Here is an 18,352-nt window from a genome sequence, read left to right on the forward strand (position 1 = left end):
ATTATGATAATTTTTGAAATAATACGTGGTAGATACCCACGTATTATTTTAGTTGATTTAATAAGGAGAGATTAATTTGAGCAATATTAACAATAATTATATTGAAGATTATATTAGAGGTATAATACCAAAAAATAATGGTTTATTAGCTTCTATGGAAGAATATGCAAAAAGAAATCATATTCCAATTATACATCCTGAAGTAGCTCAATTATTGAGAGTATTAATAAAAATAAAAAAGCCCAAGAAAATTTTAGAAATTGGTACGGCAATAGGATATTCAACAATAATAATGGCAGAGAATCTTGAAAGTTTAGGAACTATAACGACTATTGAACGAAGAGATGATATGATAGATTTGGCACTTGATAATATAAAGAAAGCTGGATTTATGAATAAAATAACTATACTTAAAGGTGAAGCCAATGAAATACTATGTAATTTAGATGAGATTTATGATTTTATATTTTTGGATGCAGCAAAAGGTAAGTATATGGAATTTTTTAATTCCTGTATAAATAACTTGGTTACTGATGGTATAATAGTTTCTGACAATGTATTATTTAAGGGAATGGTTGCAAATGATGATTTGGTAGTAAGAAGAAAGAAAACCATTGTAAAAAGAATGAGAGAATACTTGAACTTCATTTGCAACACTAAAGGACTGGTATCTAGTGTAATACCAATAGGAGATGGAGTTGCTTTAACTTATAAGGAGGGAAACAAATGAAAAAACCAGAATTACTAGCTCCTGCTGGAGATTTAGAAAAGTTAAAAATGGCTATTATTTATGGCGCTGATGCAGTATATTTAGGTGGTGTTCAATTTGGGTTAAGAGCTTTTGCTAAGAATTTCACTATGGATGAGTTAACTGAAGGAGTTAGTTTCGCTCATAAACGAGGGAAAAAAGTATATGTTACTCTAAATATTATACCACATAATGATGATTTAATAGGTTTAGAGGATTATGTTAGGGAATTAGAAAAAATTGGAATTGATGCGGTTATAGTATCTGACCCAGGAGTATTATCAATAGTAAAATCTGTATCGCCTAATATGGAAATTCACTTAAGTACCCAAGCTAACACCACTAATTATAAATCTGCAAATTTTTGGTATAATCAAGGAGTTAAAAGAATAATACTTGCAAGGGAATTATCTCTAGTAGAAATAAAGGATATAATAAATAATGTGCCAGATAATTTAGATATAGAAGTATTTATACATGGTGCTATGTGTATTTCATATTCTGGTAGATGTCTTTTAAGCAATTATATGACTAGTAGAGATGCAAATAGAGGCGAATGCGCACAATCTTGTAGATGGAAATATTACCTCATGGAAGAAAAAAGACCAGGAGAATATTTTCCTATTGTTGAAGATGAAAAAGGGACATATGTGTTTAATTCAAAAGATCTCTGTATGCTTGAACATATACCAGAGCTTATTGAATCTGGTATAAATAGTTTGAAAATAGAAGGAAGGATGAAAAGTCAATACTATGTTGCTACAGTAGTTAGATCTTATAGAATGGCAATAGATAGATACTTTGAAAATCCTAAAAACTATAGATATAACGAAAATTGGCTTGAGGAGATTAAAAAGGCAAGCTATAGAGATTTTACAACAGGTTTTTATTTTGGAAAGCCAGGAAGTGAAGAACAAAATTACTCAAGTAGTTCTTATATAAGAACTTATGATTTTGTAGGATTAATTTTAGATTATGAGCCTAAAACTGGCATTGCTATTGTAGAACAGAGAAATAGGATGTTTGTCGGTGATGAAATCGAGATATTTGGGCCAAATAAAAAGCATTTCGTACAAAAGATAGAAAATATGTGGAATGATGAAAATGAAGAAATTAATGTAGCACCCCATCCTAAACAAATTATAAAGATAAAAGTTGATAAGCCTGTAGAAAAATGGGATATAATTAGAAAGAGAAAGGAATGATGATATGGATAAACATCCTATATTGATTGGAATAACTGGTGGTACAGGGTCTGGAAAGAGTACAGTTGCTAAAGAGATTTGCAAATCTCTTCCTGAAAGAAATATTGCTATAATTGAACAAGATTCTTATTATAAAGATCAGAGCCATTTATCATTTGAAGAAAGAGTAAAGACTAATTATGATCACCCTTTTGCTTTTGATAATGATTTATTGCTAAAACATTTAACAATGCTTTTGAATGGTGAGACTATTAAGAAGCCAATTTATGATTTTGAAATACATAATAGAAAAAAAGAAACTATTTTAGTTGAACCTAAAGATATAATAATTTTAGAAGGTATATTGATATTAGATGATAAAAGAATAAGAGATTTACTAGATATTAAGATATTTGTAGATACAGATTCTGACGTTAGAGTTATTAGAAGGATTATGAGAGATATTAATGATCGAGGAAGGACTTTAGAGTCTGTTATAGAGCAATATTTAGAAACTGTTAGACCAGCTCATATGCAATTTATAGAGCCTTCAAAAAAATATGCAGATATTATAATACCTGAGGGAGGTTATAATAAAGTAGCCATAGACTTAATGGTGACAAAAATAAAATCAATAATTAAAGAAAAAATTTCTAAATAAAATCATAACTCCATATGTTTCTGGAAATAATTAATATATATTATGTTTCTAGATATATATGGAGGTTTTTATGAAAAATTATAGTAAGAAAAAAAATAGAAGAATTGTAATTGTTTTGTTAGCAATTAATATAACTTTTGCTATATTAGTAATTAGATTATTTTGGATTCAATTTGTTAAAGGAGAGTCTTATAAAAAGGAAGCTAGCAATCAGCATAATAGGATAGTTAGGTTATCTCCAGCTAGAGGAACAATATTTGATAGAAATTTAATTCCTTTAACAAACAATCAAAAATATCCAGTATTACTTGTCTATAGAGATTATTTAGTAAAAAACGAAGATATGCAGGAATATGTAAAAACAATAACTGGTATAGATGATTTGAGTAATATTATAAGTCAAAATAATCAATTTATACAAATACCGTTTACTGAAACAAAAGATATTGATATACAAAATATGCTGTTAATAGATAAGACGAGTAGATATAGTAGTGACAATATTTTATCTCATGTTATTGGGTATGTAAAAGAGAGTAACAATAAAGGAGAAAGCGGTTTAGAAAAATCTTATAATGACATCTTAACTAGAAATGAATATATGGGTGCTATAATGGTTCAATTAGATGGGAAAAGACGAATAATACCAGGAGCCAAACAAAGCTTAGACCAAGATAGTTTTGACTTAAAACCTAACAGTATAAAATTAACGATAGATTATAATATACAAAAATCTGTAGAAAAAGTAATGGATGAGAAAAAATGTAACGGTGCTGTAATAGTAGCTGATGTACCTAGTGGAGATATATTGGCTATGGCAAGCAGACCCAATATTGATTTAAATAATATTGAAAAATATCTAAATAATAATAATATGGAATTTTATAATAAAGCCCTTCAAGTTTCATACCCTCCAGGATCAGTATTTAAAACAATTGTGCTTATGTCAGCTCTAGAAAACAACATTATTAACTTAGATGATGAATTTTATTGTAAAGGGTATGAAAAAATAGGTAATACTACTATATCATGCCATAAAAAGGAAGGTCATGGACTAATAAATGTTAAGGAAGCTTTTAGTGATTCGTGCAACAGTGTTTTTATACAAATAGGAAAAAAGGTAGGAGCTGAAAAAATAATAGAAAGTGCTAAAAAAATTGGTTTTGGAAAAACAATAAACATTGGACTTACAGAAGAGATTGCAGGAAATTTGCCTGAGGGAGATGAGCTTTTAGGACCTGCAATTGGCAATATATCAATTGGTCAAGGAAATATTGCTGTTACTCCTTTACAGGTTACTAATATGATAATGATTATAGCTAACGATGGTATTAGAAAAGATTTAACATTGGTCGATTCAATAGTTAATCAAGAAGGAGAAGTTGTGGAAACATTTAAAAGAGATGATGATTACAGAGTAATTTCCTATGAAGTAAATAAAAAAATAAAAGAGTGTTTAAGAACTGTAGTTGAAGATGGAACTGCAAAAGAAATAAATCTTGATAATTTTGGTGGTGCAGCAGGAAAAACTGGATCTGCACAAGATGTATTAAACTATGAAAATACAATTCATGGGTGGTTTTCTGGATATTTTCCGGAAGATAATCCAAAATATGTAATTACTGTGTTAGTTGAAAAAGAATTAAATGGTTCAAAAAGTGCTATACCTATATTTCAAGAGATAGCAAAGGAGATATTAAAAAATTAAAAAAGTACTGGCACACTTTACTATAACGAATCATATAATTTAATATGAAATATATTGGAGGTGTATGTTTTAATGCTAACTCCGCTTTTGGCTACTGGAGGGGTTTTAATGATTAAACCCTTCTTAATGTTTGTTGGATATATATCTTGTAACAATACATTTCCTCAACCATTGAGTCAAGAGGAAGAAGAAAAGTATTTAGCACTTTATGAGATGGGTGATGAAAAAGCTAAAAATATCTTAATAGAAAGAAATCTAAGATTGGTTGCTCATATTGCAAAAAAATATCATAACATAGGTAAAGAAGCAGATGATCTAATATCTATTGGTACGATCGGTTTGATAAAGGCTATTTCTACTTTTGACAAAAATAAAGGAACAAGACTTGCTACTTATGCAGCAAGATGTATAGATAATGCTATACATACTAAATACAATTTAGCTAAGTATCAAGTATATCAATATACAAGTTTTCTCCATCCCATTCTATACGTTTTATAATAGATTGTATTAAATTTCTTTTTTGTATATATGATATTTGTTCTATCGTATCATAAAATTTTATTAATACTTCTTTAAATAACTTAAGATTTGCAATTTTAGTTTTACTATTATATTTTTCTAATTCAGTTTTAAGTTCATAATTTTCCTTATCTAATTTTTCAATTTCAGTGAAAATATATTTTGATAAAGTATCGCTTTCGTATCTTGAAAGCTGTTTTAAAAGATTATCAATTGCTTTTTTGTTGGAAGATATTTTTCTATGGATATTTTTTACTATTATTTTTTTATTTTCACTATTTTTATTTGTTTTATCTATATTTTTTAATAATCCTGAATCTATTATATTTTTTAATTCATCTATGACATATTGGTCTGCAACGTCACCTTTTAAATTCTTGATATCACATCTAGAACTCTGAGAATTTTCTTTTAAACTACATACATAGTAGAAGTGCCTTTCATTAGAACCCTTTTTCTTTTGGCCATATTTAATTTTCATAAAGCTACCACATTTCTTACAGTACAATAGTCCTGAAAGCATAGCAGCATAGGATATACTTTGTCGTGGGGCAAGATTTTTATTTTTATTTAATATATTTTGCACCGTAACCCAATCATCTCCTCTAATTATTCCTTCATGCTGACCTATAGCAATAATCCATTCATCTATATTTTTAGTTTTGACTGATTGTCCTTTTTTAACTGAGTTTTTATTATATGCCATAATTCCATATTTACCATTAAACTCATTTTTACTGTTACAAATTTGTGCTTTTCTAGAGTAAAAATAGTTGTATATATCTTTATCTGCTATAGCATATACAGGGTTAGTCAATATAGTTCTAAGTGTATATTTAGTAAAGTTTTTATTATTTACTGTTTTAATATTATTTTTCAAGAAATACGTTTCTAAGCGACTTAATGATTGAAATTCTATATATTTTATATATATAAGCTTAACTATTTCTAATTCTTTAGATACAGGGGTTAGAATATATTTCCTTTTTTCTTTCTTGTTTTTATCAATGTAAGTTATTGCTTTGGCTTTATATCCAGTAGGAGTAATGCCTCCAAGCCACCTTCCAGAACGAGCTAATTGATACATGTTATCTTTGATACGTTCTGCAATAGTTTCTCTTTCAAGTTGTGCAAATACAGATGTTATATACATCATTGCACGCCCCATAGGGGTACTGGTATCAAATTGTTCTTTTATAGAAATAAAAGAAATATTGTTTTTACTAAGTTTTTCTATTGTACCTGAGAAGTCAGAAACGTTCCTAGAAATCCTATCTAATCTATAACAAATAAGGACACTAAATTTCTTTAATTTTGCATCTGCTAACATTTTTTGAAATTGAGGTCTATCTACATTTCCACCTGAAAAACCTTCGTCTTCATATATTATAAATTCATCTACATTATCAAAATGTTTACTTGCATATTCTTTACAAAGCTCTATTTGATTATTAATAGATTCTCCTTTACCAGTAAACTTTGATTTACGAGAGTAAATTGCAATTTTCATGTTATCACCTCTTGAATTAAGTTTTGACAATTAATTATATTGGTGTAAAAACAACAATATGAGGAAATTTCATAATCACTTCAAAGTAAAAATTTTATAAAGTATTATATTATGTTATTTTCTCAATACTATTAATACTAAATAATATTGAAAAATATGAAAAATTGATTTTGTTAGAAAAGATGTTAAATTGATTCTAGTAGGGAAAATATGTCATAATGATTTTAGCATCTATTTACTTTATAAATGAGTTAGTAAAATATTTTATTTAGCATATGTAAGAAAGCTAAAATTAAAGTGAAAGGAATAAATATCATAGTGATGATACTTTATGTTATAGTACAAACTAGATACCTCATAAGATTAATTGAGGTGATCTATGTGGTAACACCAAAAAAGATCATAATAACAGTAGGTGGTATTCCTTTTAATGAACTTACTGAAGAACATAAGAAAAAAATAATAAAAAGAAATACAGATATTGTTGCTGATATAGTGACAAGAGAAGTAATTAAAATGGCAGAAGAAGGTAAGAGCATACATGAAATAAGAAAATTTCTTGGTATATATGACGATTAATATAATCGTAAGGTAATTGTATAATTCTTTCAGATAAAAATTTTGTAAATTATAAATTTTATATTTATGTTATAATTACATTACAAACATGAAAGAAAGGTTTGATAGTGAAAATAAAACTAGCAAATAAAAAACTGTGCTCTAATTATTATTTTGAAATATGTTGCAATATATTTTAAGGAGGTAAAAAATGGAGCAGATGTTAATAAAAAATGGAAAAACACTTACGATTAGAAAAGCAAATAAATCCGACGCAAAATCAGTACTAGAATATATTCATGCAATTAGTACAGAGTCTGAATTTTTGACATTTGGCAAAGGAGAATTTGATAAGACTATTGAAGAGGAAGAAAAATTCATTGATAACATTTCTAAGAGAGATAATGCATTGTTCATTATTGCTGAAGTAGAAGGAAAAATAGTTGGAAATCTAAACTTTGCAGCAGGTACAAGACCCAGAACAGTTCATACAGGAGAATTTGGAGTTAGTGTTTTAAAAGAATATTGGGGACAAGGAATAGGGACTGAACTTATAAAGTATTTAATTGAATGGAGTAAAAAGTCAGGAATAATAAGGAAAATTAATTTGAGGGTTAGAAGTGATAATTATTCAGCAATTTACTTATATAAAAAACTGGGTTTTAAAGAAGAAGGAGTTATTACAAGAGATTTTTTAATTAATAATAAATTTTATGATTCCATAGCTATGGGTATGATGATTGATTAATATTGACATTATTTAGAAAGTGTTTAAGCACTTTCTTTTTTTTATGGTTTATTTTATAGTTAAGTGAATAATAATTAATTGTGTAAAAACCTGCATAACATTATTATTATATTACGTTATTATTTATATAAAATGAATAGTAAAACAACTTCTAAAATTTTATCATGCTAAATTATTAAGGAACTTGCATTATTGTTTTAAGGTAAAAATTAACAAGTTATAAATTTTTCAAATCTATATTTTACACTTTTAATTAAAATTATAATGGTATTGTATTGGAGGTATGTAAAATGAAAAAATTGCTAGTAACTATAGGAAAGGTGTTTGGATTTTTTATTACATGGGCTATTTTAATTTCTATTTTTACGATGGATTATTTTGACAAACCACCGCTTATTCCAGTAAATCCTGCAACAAATAGATTGTGGTGGGAAATTACACCATTTATAGCGATTATAATTGTTACATTAATATTTGAAAAAGGAATAGAAAAGATGAAAGTTCATACTAAATTAACTGAAAAACCTCTTAAGGAGTTTATTTTAGGATTATTTCTAGGGGTTATTTGGATTGGATTATCGGTGCTAGTTATGAAATTTTTAGGAATTATAAACTTTGCAAGCAAGAATGATGTAAAGTATATGTGGATTTGGGTTATAGCAGCATTGATAAATGTTATAATGCAAGAGTATTTAGTTAGGGGTTATATTTTTAATGTTATTAAATCTAATTATAACAATATAATTGCAACTGTAGTTAGTACGCTTATATTTACTTCATTGCATGGAGGAGCATTTAAGGTTGGAATTGTAGCTGTCTTAAACGTTTTAACAATGAGTATTTTTGTTTCACTGTTGCTTATTTATACTAAGGCTTTATTAGCTCCTATAATTGTCCATTTTATTTGGAATGCAGTTGGTTGTCTGTATTTAGGTGGAGTTTCGTTAGCAGATGATTATCCAAATTTATGGAATTTAATATTTACAGGAAGTAAATTACTTACGGGAGGAGCAAGTAAGATGGAAGGGAGTATTGTAGTTTTATTTATGAATACTATTATGATAATAATCGTAGGGATTATGATGTATAAAAATAAAAATTTTAATAAAAACGAAAAATATTCTTTAGAAAGTTGACTATAAAATTATAAAATATTAGAGATATTTGTATTACTAAATTTTAAACAACAAATTAAAATATATGATATAATATGTGGAAATAGGCAGTTATCAATATTATATTTTAGGCATATTTAATGAAATACATACAGTAATAAAGGGAGGTTAAATAATGCAAAAGATTTACAAAACTGAAAGACTTATATTAAAAGTGTTAGATAAATCCTATGCAGGATTAGTTGTAGATTATTATATGAGAAATAAGTCTTTTTTAGAAGAATGGGAGCCCATAAGAGAGGAATTTTTTTATACGAAACAGTATCAGGAAGAACAGTTAGAAAAAGAACTGACAAATATAAAAAATAATAATTCCTTAAGGCTATGGATTTTTAAGAAGGAAAATGAGAATAAAATAATAGGTTGTGTTGCTTTTAACAATATAGTAAGGGGTTCATTTTTATCATGTCATCTTGGCTACAAACTAGATAAAGATGAAATAAATAAAGGTTATATGACTGAAGCAATTCAAAAAGGAATAGATATCATATTTAATGAATATGGCTTACATAGAATTGAAGCTAATATCATGCCTAAAAACAAACCTTCTTTAAGGGTAGTTGAAAAGTTAGGGTTTTATAATGAAGGTTTGGCTCAAAAATATTTAAAAATTAATGGAAAATGGGAAGATCATATACATATGGTTTTGTTAAATGAAAAACTTGCATAATTACTTATGGGTCAAAATTTGCAAGTCATAAATTTTTTAACGACAGGTTTTTGACTTTTGAATTTAAGTAAAGAGGGTGGATGTATATGGGGAAGGTTGTTGCAATTGGTGGTGGGGAATTAAGACAAGGAGAAAAATTAGTAGAAGAAAAATTTGGTAAATTGAGTTGCATAGTTGACTCATATAGTGGAACTGTATTATCAGGGTTAAGTGCTGGTTCAATTTGTTGGTTTATATTCGGGCATAGTGACAGTATTATAACCATGAAGGAAGAGAAAGTTTTGATGAGATGATGAAAAGTGAAAGTATCCCAGAGATTGCCCTTGAGGATAATACAGCTCTTGTTGAATTAGAAGAAGGTAAAAAGATAGATTTGGGAGGGAAAATTTATGCCATTTTCTATTGAATTAAATTTTGATGATAATAGCAACTTAATAATAAAAAATATGTGGAAAAAGCTAAGCGAAAGAGGTATATCAGACTATATGCATAAACATGGTGGGTTCCCACATATTGCTTTAGCAGTATTTGATGACATTGATGTATTAGAGATAGAAAATATAATTGAAAAAGTTGTTGAAGATGAACATAAATTTACTATAAAAATGTCAAGTCTAGGAATATTCCCATCAAATGAAAGTGTTTTGTTTTTATCACCAGCTGCTTCGGAAAATTTAATTAATTTTCACATGAAATTACATGATGCTTTGAAGGACATTGAAGAACAATGGGATTATTATTTACCTGGTTTTTGGGTTCCACATTGTACATTAGGAATGAATATTCCAAAAACTAAAATTCAGAAGGCACTTGATGTGATTAACGAAGATTATGAGCCTTTTCATGTTAAAATAGAAAGCTTAAAATTAGTTGAATTTAATCCTGATGTTAAGGTATTAAAGTCTTTTAAGTTTAAGGAAAAAGAAAGTCAATAGAGGTGAAAATAATTGAAAAACTCTAAAATAATGAAGATAGTTACTTTTTCTACAATTATATTTGTATTAATATCCTTTATTAGTATTTGTTTAAATATTTTGATACCAATGTATGTATCATATAAGTTTGATAAGGAAGTGAATGATTCTAATTCAACAGCAATTATAGGTGGAGCAGATGGACCAACATCTATTTTTATAGCAAGTAATAACAATGGATATGTTTTTACAATAATATTTGCTTTACTTTCATTAGCTGGAGTTATCTTTATTATTTACACTAAAAAGTATAATTAATTTTGATTTTAAAGTAATTATGAAAATTTCTAATATCTAAGGTTATAACAAGAGTTGTTTTTTGGTTAGTATAGATAATGAAATACTAATGACAATAAGATCGAATAAGAAAACAAAAGCTGAGGTATCTTTGCATGATCCTATTGGAGTAGATAAGGAAGGTAATGAGATATCACTTATAGATATATTAGGTACAGACCCGGATAAAATAATTGATGAAGTTAACCTTAAAATAGAGGTCAAAAAATTATATAAAAAAATGAATAAAGTTCTAAAGGAAAGAGAAAAAACTATTATTGAATTAAGGTATGGGCTTCTTTGCAATGGGTGCAAAACTCAAAGAGAAATTGCTAATATGTTAGGAATATCAAGGTCATATGTATCAAGAATTGAAAAAAGAGCTATTAAAAAATTAGCAAAAGCTTTAGAATGTTCATAATAAGCTGTGGAATTTTATTTCTACAGCTTATTTTAAAATTGACTTAATTTTAAGTTTTAATGAAATTTGACTTTCCAACTTAGAGTATAATTTTAGTAGGCAAAAACAACAAAAATGAAAAAGATGCCCGAAAGCACCTTTAACATATATGAATCATCCAATATAATAGTAATTAATAAGAAAACTATAAAAGGGATGATTACATGTATAATATAAGTTTAGATGAAAAAGAAATTAATTTCAAGAACTTAGAGAAAATTATATATAAGCTTGTATGCCGACAGGCATGTGAAATGCTCGTAGAGCTATTAGAAAAATTAGATAATAAATTAATGAAAGAAAGAGATAAAGAAGAATATAGAAATAAAGGATTAAAGAAAACTACCATAAAAACAATAATGGGCGAAATTGAATATAAACGTAGAATATATCAATATACTACACAAGAGGGTAAAAGAGGTTACAAATGCCTTTTAGATGAATACTTAAAAATGGAAACCATAGGACATATATCTACAAATCTAGTAGAAAAAATAGTAGATCTAGCAACAGATGAATCATATAGAAAAACAGCAAATAAAATAACAGAAATGACAAACCAAAGTATAAGTCATTCAGCAGCTTGGAACATAATACAAAACTTAGGAGAACAACTAAAACAAAAAGAAAAACACGAAATAAAATTAAACAACGAAGAAAAATTACAAGGCAAAAAAGAAACAAAAATATTGTTTGAAGAAATGGATGGAGTGTGGATAAATATCCAAGGTAAAGATAAAAAGACTAAGGGAAAAGAGAAAAAAGAACTAAAATTAGGAATTTTTTATGAAGGCTGGGAGAAGAAGCATGAGAAAAAAGATAGATATGTACTAAAGAACAAAAAAGCATATGCAAGCTTTGGAAGTAGTAAAGAATTTAGAAAACTAAGACAAGCCAAAATAGCGAAACAATATAATACTGACGAAATAGAAACAAAAATAGTAAATGGAGATGGAGCAAACTGGATAAAAGAAGTTATAAAAGAAGACAATTCACACTTTCAATTAGATCCATTTCATAGAAATCAAGCAGTACTTAAGAACATAGAAGATAAGAAAAAGGCAAAAGAAATAATAAAGAAACTAAGCAATGGTAACATAGAAGAAGGATTAGAAATGATAACAAAACTAATGATAGAAAACAATGATAATCAAAAGAAAATGAAGAAATTACAGGCACTATATAATTACCTAGTAAACAACAAAGAAGGGATAGTGCTCTACAAACTTCGCCCAGACATAAATATGCCGCAACCACCAGAAGGAATTAAATATAGAAATCTAGGAACAATGGAACATAGCATATGTGATATATTAGCACAAAGGATGAAAGGGAATAAAACAAGTTGGTCAATACAAGGAGCCAGTAACTTAGCCAAGATACTAGCAGAAAAAGCAAGCAAAGAATTAGCAACAACAATAAAATCACTACTGAACAAAGAAATAAAAGAAGAAAAGCTTGAAGAAATAATAGAAAAAGTAGGATTAACAGCAGCAGAAGTAAATAAAAAGCCAAAGAAAAGCAAGATATACAAACACAAAAGAGCAAGCATGCCATTTAGTCAATGTTCAGTAACTAACGGAAGAAAAGCCATAAAGGACATGTTAGGTTGCAAATGTGCAAGTCAAATGAACCTAAGTTTTTAATATCTAATATATTATATAACTTAAAAGAATAAGCTAACATACGATACCTATGCTCTAATATAAGCCTAAAAAAATACAACATAATAGAGCATTAATACTGATGAATAAATAGAATTAGACCTAAAAATAGGGCTCTCAGACTTATTGTTATTCTATAATCATAAGTCTAGTATTATAGAATAACAATTTTGAAATCATTGTAAAGTATATGTAAATTTATTTTTAAAATTGTAGAAAGTATAAATAGAATACTCTTGCCCTATCGGGCATAAAAACATAATTAAAACAGCAAAATTGGATGATTAAATTTAAAAATAATAATTTTGCCAACTTTTACTTGACAGTATCCCTTTCCAAAGTTCTCTTGAATTTCTACTATTTTTACATTATGATAAATTTAGAATATTTTGCATATTCTTTTATAAATAAATTTTAGGAGGCTTTAATTATGAGGGAATTTGATTCCAACAGTATGTTTTTGTTTAGTGTTGCAGGTATCATTATTGTTTTTATTATTGCCCAATCTGTATTTTTTATGTTAAAGGCATGGAAAAGAGCAAAAGAATTAGGTATTGAAACAGAAACGCTTAAAAGGGTTGTTAAAAGCAGTGCAGTTTTTACTATAGCTCCAGCTATTTTAATTATACTGGGGGTTATTACTCTATCTAAGTTTTTGGGACTAGCCTTACCCTGGCTTAGATTAAGTGTTTTAGGAGCACTAACTTATGAATTACCAGCAGCTACTTCTACTGCAGCTTCTCTAGGAGTTTCTATTTCTCAAGGAATAAAAGATCCTAAAGTTTATTCAACTATTGCTTGGGTTATGACTTTAGGCATTTTATCAGGATTGATAATTGTTACCTTGTTTTTAAAGAGAATACAAAATGGTATTGATAAAATTCAGAAACGAGATAATAAATGGGGAGATATTTTTATAACCTCAATTTTTATGGGAATGATTTCAGCTTTTTTAGGAATGATTTTTTCAGATATTACATTAGGAATTAGAGGATGGATACCTGTATTTGTAATGATTGTATCTTCAATTATTATGATAATATGTGGTTATTTTGTTAAAGTACATAAAATTAAATGGTTAGAAGATTATGCTTTACCTATAAGTATGCTTGGTGCAATGGCGTTATCTATACCGATAACAAATTTAATTCATTAGGAGGTTATTATGAAAAGCAAAAATTATAACGAAAATATACATACTTGGGGTAGAATTTGGTGTTCTTTAGCTATATTAATGTTTGTTCTTTATCCTTTAGCAGTAAGTATATATTATGAAGCTTGGCCAGATGCAAAACCTTTACTAAAAGGATTATTAGGGGTAGCTCCTATATTTTGGACTGTAGGAGCAATTGAAGCATTTACTTTTGCACCTATGCTTGGATCGGGAGGGTCATATTTAGGATTTGTCACAGGAAATTTAACAAACCTTAAAGTACCTTGTGCATTAAATGCTATGGAATCAGCTAAAGTAAAACCTGGTACAGAAGAAGGTGAAGTTATTTCAACAATAGCAATTGCAGTTTCTTCTATTGTTACAACGATTATAATATTTATTGGAATTTTGCTTTTAACCCAACTTAGACCAATTTTAGAATCTGAAATTATTGCACCTGCATTTGATAACATTTTACCTTCATTATTTGGAGCTTTAGCTGTAGTATTTATTTCGAAGAACTGGAAAATAGCTGCTGCTCCCCTAATATTTATGCTTATTTTATTTATTTCTATACCTTCTCTCTCAAATTCTGTTAGTGTTATGGTTCCAGTTGGAGCTATAGTGGCTCTATCTGTATCAAGGATATTATATAAAAAAGGATACCTTTAAGAATATTAAAAGGAGATGATTAAAATATTAAAATATATTTTATTAATACTATTAATAGGATTTTTGATATTAATAATAAGAGCTATTAGGTTCAAACCATTAAAAGAAAAGGAAGTTAAAGCCTTTGATATTGAATTAGATGAAGAAAGAATAATTGAACATTTTGTTCAAATGATTAAATGTAAAACTGTTTCTTATAAGGATACATCCCTTGAAGATAAGAAGGAATTTGAAAAATTTAGAAAATTACTAAAAGAAAAGTATCCAGCAGTAAATGAAAAATGCAGCTTATATAATATAGGTAGAACAGGAGTGTTATATCATTGGAAGGGTAAAAAAGCAGATAAGCCCGTTGTTTTCATGGCTCACTATGATGTAGTACCAGTAAATGAGCAAGAATGGGACAAAGAACCTTTTTCAGGGTTGATTGAGGATGGATACGTGTGGGGGAGAGGTACTTTAGATACTAAGGGAACTCTATGTGGAATTATGGAAGCTGCTGAAAAGTTAATATCAGAAGGATTTCAACCAGAAAACGATATTTACCTTTCATTTTCTGGTGATGAAGAAACAGATGGACCAAGTACAGATAGTATAGTGGATTTTCTGGAGAGTAAAGGTGTTAAGCCATTTATGGTACTGGATGAAGGTGGTGCTATTGTTGATGGTCCTATACCAGGTGTAAGTGGAAAATGTGCCCTAGTAGGTACTGGAGAAAAAGGTAAAATGCACATTAGATTATCTACAAAAAGTCAGGGAGGACATGCGTCTTCACCACCTTCGATGAGTCCTATTGGAAGGTTAGCTAGGAGTGTTATGAGAATTGAAAGTAAGCCATTTAAATTTTATTTGTCTGAACCAGTAAAAGATATGTTTAATATTTTAGGCCGCTACTCTACATTTGGATTAAGAATAATTTTTGCTAATTTAACATTCTTTAGTCCATTGCTAAATTTACTAACTAAAAAAACAGGAGGAGAATTAAATGCTCTATTTAGAACTACAGTAGCTTTTACTAAAATGAAAGCTAGCGATGCTGTAAATGTTTTTCCTCCATATGCTAGTGTTGAAGGTGATGTAAGGATAATGCAAGGAGATAATAAAGAATCTATAATAAATGGCTTGAAAAAACGTATTAGTGATGATCAAATATTAGTGGAAGCATTACAAGTTACTGAAGTAGCACCTTTTTCTAAAATCAATAAAGAGCCATGGAATATGCTTAAAGAAGGAATTAGGGAGGTATGGCCAGGTACTATAGTGTCTCCTTATTTGATGATAGCTTGTAGTGATTCTAGAAGCTATACGAAAATTAGTGAAAATGTTTTTCGATTTGCAGCCATGGAACTTGATTCTAACGAAAGAAAGCTAATACATGGTAATAATGAGAAAATTCCAATAGAAAAGGTAATAAAAGCAGTTAAGTTTTATATATGTATGATGAAAAAATGTTAGAAATGAGCACAAGAAGATTCTTGTGCTTTTTCAATTGAGGAAATTGCATAAAACACTCAACATCGAACATACTTTCTGGTATAATAATAAAGATGAGAAGTCAAGGTAATGCAATTAAATTATAACATTGAAATAACATTAAAAGACCTAATAAAAGATTTTGACCTTGTAGTAATTATGAAATTTCCTCAATAGAGAAATATAGTAAGAAGGAGAAATAAATATATGGTGATTAAAGATAACAAATATGGAAATGAAAGTCTTTCAACTTTAGAAGAAAAGGAAAAAGTTCGACTAAGACCAGGAGTTATATTTGGTTCTGATGGTCTAGAAGGAGCCAAGCACACATTAAGAGAAATAATTGGCAATTCAAGAGATGAGGCAGCTGAGGGATATGGTGATTTAATCGAAGTATTTAGATATAAGGATAAATCTATAGAAGTTAGAGATAGAGGTAGAGGTATTCCGATAGAATGGAATAGTAAAGAAGAAAAATATAATTGGGAAATAGTATTTACCATTCTATACGGTGGCGGAAAATACAATAATAACGGTGATAGTAATTATCAATTTAGTATAGGTTTAAATGGCTTAGGAACTGCTGCGACTCAGTTTGCTAGTGAATACATGAATGTTACTGTTTTTAGAGATAAACATAAATATGAATTGTACTTTAAAAAAGGAGATAATGTAACAGAGGATGAAAGGGGTTATATTAAAACTAAATGTAATTACGAACACACGGGAACTTACATACGGTGGAAACCAGATTTAGAGGTATTTAATGATATAAATATACCACTGGACTTTTACAAAGATATTCTTAGGCGGCAAGCAATTGTGAATAAAGGTATTACATTTAAATTATATGATGAAGAAAGTAATGAAACTTTTATATATTATTATAAAAATGGTATTGTAGATTATGTTAAAGAATTAAGTGGAGAGAAAGGATTTACTGATGTTAGATATTATGAAATGGAGACTAAAGGAAGAGATAGAGAAGACAAACCACAATATAAGGTAAAAATAGAGATTGCATTTTGTTTTAATAATGAAGTAAATTTATTAGAGTACTATCACAATAGTAGCTTTTTAGAACACGGTGGAAGTCCTGATGAAGCAGTTAAAAATGCTTTTAGATATGTTTTGGATCAAAAGATAAAAAGTGAAGGAAAGTATAGAAAGAACGAAAAAAGTATTAGCTTTTGTGATATCGAAGATAGTTTGATACTTATTTCAAATACGTATTCAACAATGACTTCTTATGAAAATCAAACAAAAAAAGCTATTACTAATAAGTTTATTAAAGATGCAATGAATGATTTTTTAAAGGAGAAGCTAGAAATTTACTTTATAGAAAATAAGATAGAAGCAGATAAAATAATCAATCAGGTATTAGTGAATAAGAGGAGCAGAGAAAAAGCAGAGAAGGCTAGAATTAATATAAGAAAACAGTTAAGCAAAGGTATAGATAATATTAACAATAAAGTAGAGAAATTTGTTGACTGTAGAAGCAAAGATGTAAGTAAAAGAGAATTGTTCATCGTTGAAGGTGATAGTGCACTAGGAAGTACTAAGATGGGTAGAGATGCTGAATTTCAAGCTATTATGCCTGTTAGGGGGAAGATACGAAACTGTTTAAAATCAGATTATGATAAGATCTTTAATGATGACTTAATAATTGACCTTTTAAAAGTATTAGGATGTGGAGTTGAAGTAAAAAGCAAACATAAGGATTTAGGTAATTTTGATTTAAATAAATTAAGGTGGAATAAGATAATAATTACTACTGATGCTGACGTTGATGGATTTCAAATTAGGACCCTAATAATGACTATGCTATATGTGTTGACACCAACATTAATAGAAAAGGGCTTTGTATATATTGCGGAATCTCCTTTATATGAGATAACTGACAGTAAAGACAACACTTATTTTGCTTATTCAGACAAGGAGAAAGATCTTATAATAAAAAAATTAAAAGGTAAATATCGTATTCAAAGAAGTAAAGGTTTAGGAGAAAACGAGCCAGAAATGATGTGGAAGACAACAATGTGTCCAGAAACTAGAAGATTAATACAGATTACACCAGACGATGCTGAAGAAACTAAGAAAATGTTTGATCTTTTCTTAGGAAATGACTTAAAAGGAAGAAAAAATTTTATTGCAGAATATGGACATGAGTATATAGATTTTGCAGATGTAATGTAA

The 18,352-nt window shown here is 28.2% G+C and carries 19 protein-coding genes; 18 read left to right on the forward strand and 1 reads right to left on the reverse strand.

Translation table 11 applies throughout. The features are described 5' to 3' along the window. Positions 1-76: 76 nt before the first annotated feature. The 5 genes from ACZ41D_RS07850 to ACZ41D_RS07870 all read left to right on the forward strand — a co-directional run bounded on the left by ACZ41D_RS07850 (position 77) and on the right by ACZ41D_RS07870 (position 4,802). Positions 77-730, forward strand: coding sequence for an O-methyltransferase (locus ACZ41D_RS07850; protein WP_464150885.1), 654 nt, complete (start codon positions 77-79; stop codon positions 728-730). Further along, positions 727-1,953, forward strand: a complete 1,227-nt coding sequence (locus tag ACZ41D_RS07855) for a peptidase U32 family protein (protein ID WP_464150886.1) — start codon at positions 727-729, stop codon at positions 1,951-1,953. The genes ACZ41D_RS07850 and ACZ41D_RS07855 overlap by 4 nt, the downstream gene beginning before the upstream one ends. A gap of 4 nt (positions 1,954-1,957) precedes the next feature. Further along, the gene (gene udk / locus ACZ41D_RS07860) at positions 1,958-2,593 is read left to right on the forward strand and encodes a uridine kinase (RefSeq protein ID WP_464150887.1); all 636 of its coding nucleotides are present in this window, start codon (positions 1,958-1,960) and stop codon (positions 2,591-2,593) included. A 70-nt stretch (positions 2,594-2,663) separates the two neighbouring features. Beyond that, a complete protein-coding gene (locus tag ACZ41D_RS07865) occupies positions 2,664-4,301 on the forward strand; it encodes a peptidoglycan D,D-transpeptidase FtsI family protein (RefSeq protein WP_464150888.1) in 1,638 nt (545 codons plus the stop codon). Between the two features lie 108 nt (positions 4,302-4,409). Continuing rightward, positions 4,410-4,802, forward strand: a complete 393-nt coding sequence (locus tag ACZ41D_RS07870; RefSeq protein ID WP_464150889.1) for a sigma-70 family RNA polymerase sigma factor — start codon at positions 4,410-4,412, stop codon at positions 4,800-4,802. On the opposite strand, the gene ACZ41D_RS07875 is transcribed toward ACZ41D_RS07870, so the two are convergent. Then, positions 4,744-6,333, reverse strand: coding sequence for a recombinase family protein (locus ACZ41D_RS07875; RefSeq protein WP_464150890.1), 1,590 nt, complete (start codon positions 6,331-6,333; stop codon positions 4,744-4,746). The two genes, ACZ41D_RS07870 and ACZ41D_RS07875, sit on opposite strands and share 59 nt — an antisense overlap. Positions 6,334-6,714: 381 nt before the next feature. On the opposite strand from ACZ41D_RS07875, the gene ACZ41D_RS07880 reads away from it, so the two are divergent. The 13 genes from ACZ41D_RS07880 (at position 6,715) to ACZ41D_RS07940 (ending at position 18,352) form a co-directional block, all read left to right on the forward strand. Further along, positions 6,715-6,912 carry a hypothetical protein gene (locus ACZ41D_RS07880; protein ID WP_464150891.1) on the forward strand — a complete coding sequence of 66 codons (198 nt, stop codon included), beginning with the start codon at positions 6,715-6,717 and terminating at the stop codon, positions 6,910-6,912. Positions 6,913-7,102: 190 nt separating this feature from the next. Then, a complete protein-coding gene (locus tag ACZ41D_RS07885; RefSeq protein WP_464150892.1) occupies positions 7,103-7,639 on the forward strand; it encodes an N-acetyltransferase family protein in 537 nt (178 codons plus the stop codon). A gap of 290 nt (positions 7,640-7,929) precedes the next feature. Continuing rightward, on the forward strand, positions 7,930-8,775 hold the full coding sequence (locus tag ACZ41D_RS07890; RefSeq protein WP_464150893.1) for a lysostaphin resistance A-like protein: 846 nt from the start codon (positions 7,930-7,932) through the stop codon (positions 8,773-8,775). Between the two features lie 154 nt (positions 8,776-8,929). After that, a complete protein-coding gene (locus tag ACZ41D_RS07895; RefSeq protein WP_464150894.1) occupies positions 8,930-9,484 on the forward strand; it encodes a GNAT family N-acetyltransferase in 555 nt (184 codons plus the stop codon). An 86-nt stretch (positions 9,485-9,570) separates the two neighbouring features. Then, positions 9,571-9,777, forward strand: a complete 207-nt coding sequence (locus ACZ41D_RS07900) for a hypothetical protein (protein ID WP_464150895.1) — start codon at positions 9,571-9,573, stop codon at positions 9,775-9,777. A gap of 96 nt (positions 9,778-9,873) precedes the next feature. Continuing rightward, entirely contained in the window at positions 9,874-10,419 is a 546-nt protein-coding gene (locus ACZ41D_RS07905) for a 2'-5' RNA ligase family protein (protein ID WP_464150896.1), read from the forward strand. A gap of 30 nt (positions 10,420-10,449) precedes the next feature. Beyond that, positions 10,450-10,716, forward strand: coding sequence for a hypothetical protein (locus tag ACZ41D_RS07910; protein ID WP_464150897.1), 267 nt, complete (start codon positions 10,450-10,452; stop codon positions 10,714-10,716). A gap of 61 nt (positions 10,717-10,777) precedes the next feature. Further along, entirely contained in the window at positions 10,778-11,155 is a 378-nt protein-coding gene (locus ACZ41D_RS07915) for a sigma-70 family RNA polymerase sigma factor (RefSeq protein ID WP_464150898.1), read from the forward strand. Positions 11,156-11,358: 203 nt separating this feature from the next. Then, the gene (locus ACZ41D_RS07920; RefSeq protein WP_464150702.1) at positions 11,359-12,840 is read left to right on the forward strand and encodes an ISLre2 family transposase; all 1,482 of its coding nucleotides are present in this window, start codon (positions 11,359-11,361) and stop codon (positions 12,838-12,840) included. A 448-nt stretch (positions 12,841-13,288) separates the two neighbouring features. Then, on the forward strand, positions 13,289-14,014 hold the full coding sequence (locus ACZ41D_RS07925; RefSeq protein ID WP_464150899.1) for a DUF5058 family protein: 726 nt from the start codon (positions 13,289-13,291) through the stop codon (positions 14,012-14,014). 9 nt (positions 14,015-14,023) lie between these two features. Continuing rightward, on the forward strand, positions 14,024-14,683 hold the full coding sequence (locus ACZ41D_RS07930; RefSeq protein WP_464150900.1) for a hypothetical protein: 660 nt from the start codon (positions 14,024-14,026) through the stop codon (positions 14,681-14,683). A gap of 15 nt (positions 14,684-14,698) precedes the next feature. Continuing rightward, positions 14,699-16,138 carry a M20/M25/M40 family metallo-hydrolase gene (locus tag ACZ41D_RS07935; RefSeq protein WP_464150901.1) on the forward strand — a complete coding sequence of 480 codons (1,440 nt, stop codon included), beginning with the start codon at positions 14,699-14,701 and terminating at the stop codon, positions 16,136-16,138. A 225-nt stretch (positions 16,139-16,363) separates the two neighbouring features. Then, the gene (locus tag ACZ41D_RS07940; protein ID WP_464150902.1) at positions 16,364-18,352 is read left to right on the forward strand and encodes a toprim domain-containing protein; all 1,989 of its coding nucleotides are present in this window, start codon (positions 16,364-16,366) and stop codon (positions 18,350-18,352) included.

Source organism: Brassicibacter thermophilus, from assembly GCF_055378355.1.

Bases quoted from the DNA above. Each gene is read 5' to 3' on its own strand.
- ACZ41D_RS07855 (WP_464150886.1), top strand. From the start codon at position 727: ATGAAAAAACCAGAATTACTAGCTCCTGCTGGAGATTTAGAAAAGTTA.
- udk (WP_464150887.1), top strand. From the start codon at position 1,958: ATGGATAAACATCCTATATTGATTGGAATAACTGGTGGTACAGGGTCT.
- ACZ41D_RS07865 (WP_464150888.1), top strand. From the start codon at position 2,664: ATGAAAAATTATAGTAAGAAAAAAAATAGAAGAATTGTAATTGTTTTG.
- ACZ41D_RS07870 (WP_464150889.1), top strand. From the start codon at position 4,410: ATGATTAAACCCTTCTTAATGTTTGTTGGATATATATCTTGTAACAAT.
- ACZ41D_RS07875 (WP_464150890.1), bottom strand. From the start codon at position 6,333: ATGAAAATTGCAATTTACTCTCGTAAATCAAAGTTTACTGGTAAAGGA.
- ACZ41D_RS07885 (WP_464150892.1), top strand. From the start codon at position 7,103: ATGGAGCAGATGTTAATAAAAAATGGAAAAACACTTACGATTAGAAAA.
- ACZ41D_RS07890 (WP_464150893.1), top strand. From the start codon at position 7,930: ATGAAAAAATTGCTAGTAACTATAGGAAAGGTGTTTGGATTTTTTATT.
- ACZ41D_RS07895 (WP_464150894.1), top strand. From the start codon at position 8,930: ATGCAAAAGATTTACAAAACTGAAAGACTTATATTAAAAGTGTTAGAT.
- ACZ41D_RS07900 (WP_464150895.1), top strand. From the start codon at position 9,571: ATGGGGAAGGTTGTTGCAATTGGTGGTGGGGAATTAAGACAAGGAGAA.
- ACZ41D_RS07905 (WP_464150896.1), top strand. From the start codon at position 9,874: ATGCCATTTTCTATTGAATTAAATTTTGATGATAATAGCAACTTAATA.
- ACZ41D_RS07910 (WP_464150897.1), top strand. From the start codon at position 10,450: ATGAAGATAGTTACTTTTTCTACAATTATATTTGTATTAATATCCTTT.
- ACZ41D_RS07920 (WP_464150702.1), top strand. From the start codon at position 11,359: ATGTATAATATAAGTTTAGATGAAAAAGAAATTAATTTCAAGAACTTA.
- ACZ41D_RS07925 (WP_464150899.1), top strand. From the start codon at position 13,289: ATGAGGGAATTTGATTCCAACAGTATGTTTTTGTTTAGTGTTGCAGGT.
- ACZ41D_RS07930 (WP_464150900.1), top strand. From the start codon at position 14,024: ATGAAAAGCAAAAATTATAACGAAAATATACATACTTGGGGTAGAATT.
- ACZ41D_RS07935 (WP_464150901.1), top strand. From the start codon at position 14,699: ATGATTAAAATATTAAAATATATTTTATTAATACTATTAATAGGATTT.
- ACZ41D_RS07940 (WP_464150902.1), top strand. From the start codon at position 16,364: ATGGTGATTAAAGATAACAAATATGGAAATGAAAGTCTTTCAACTTTA.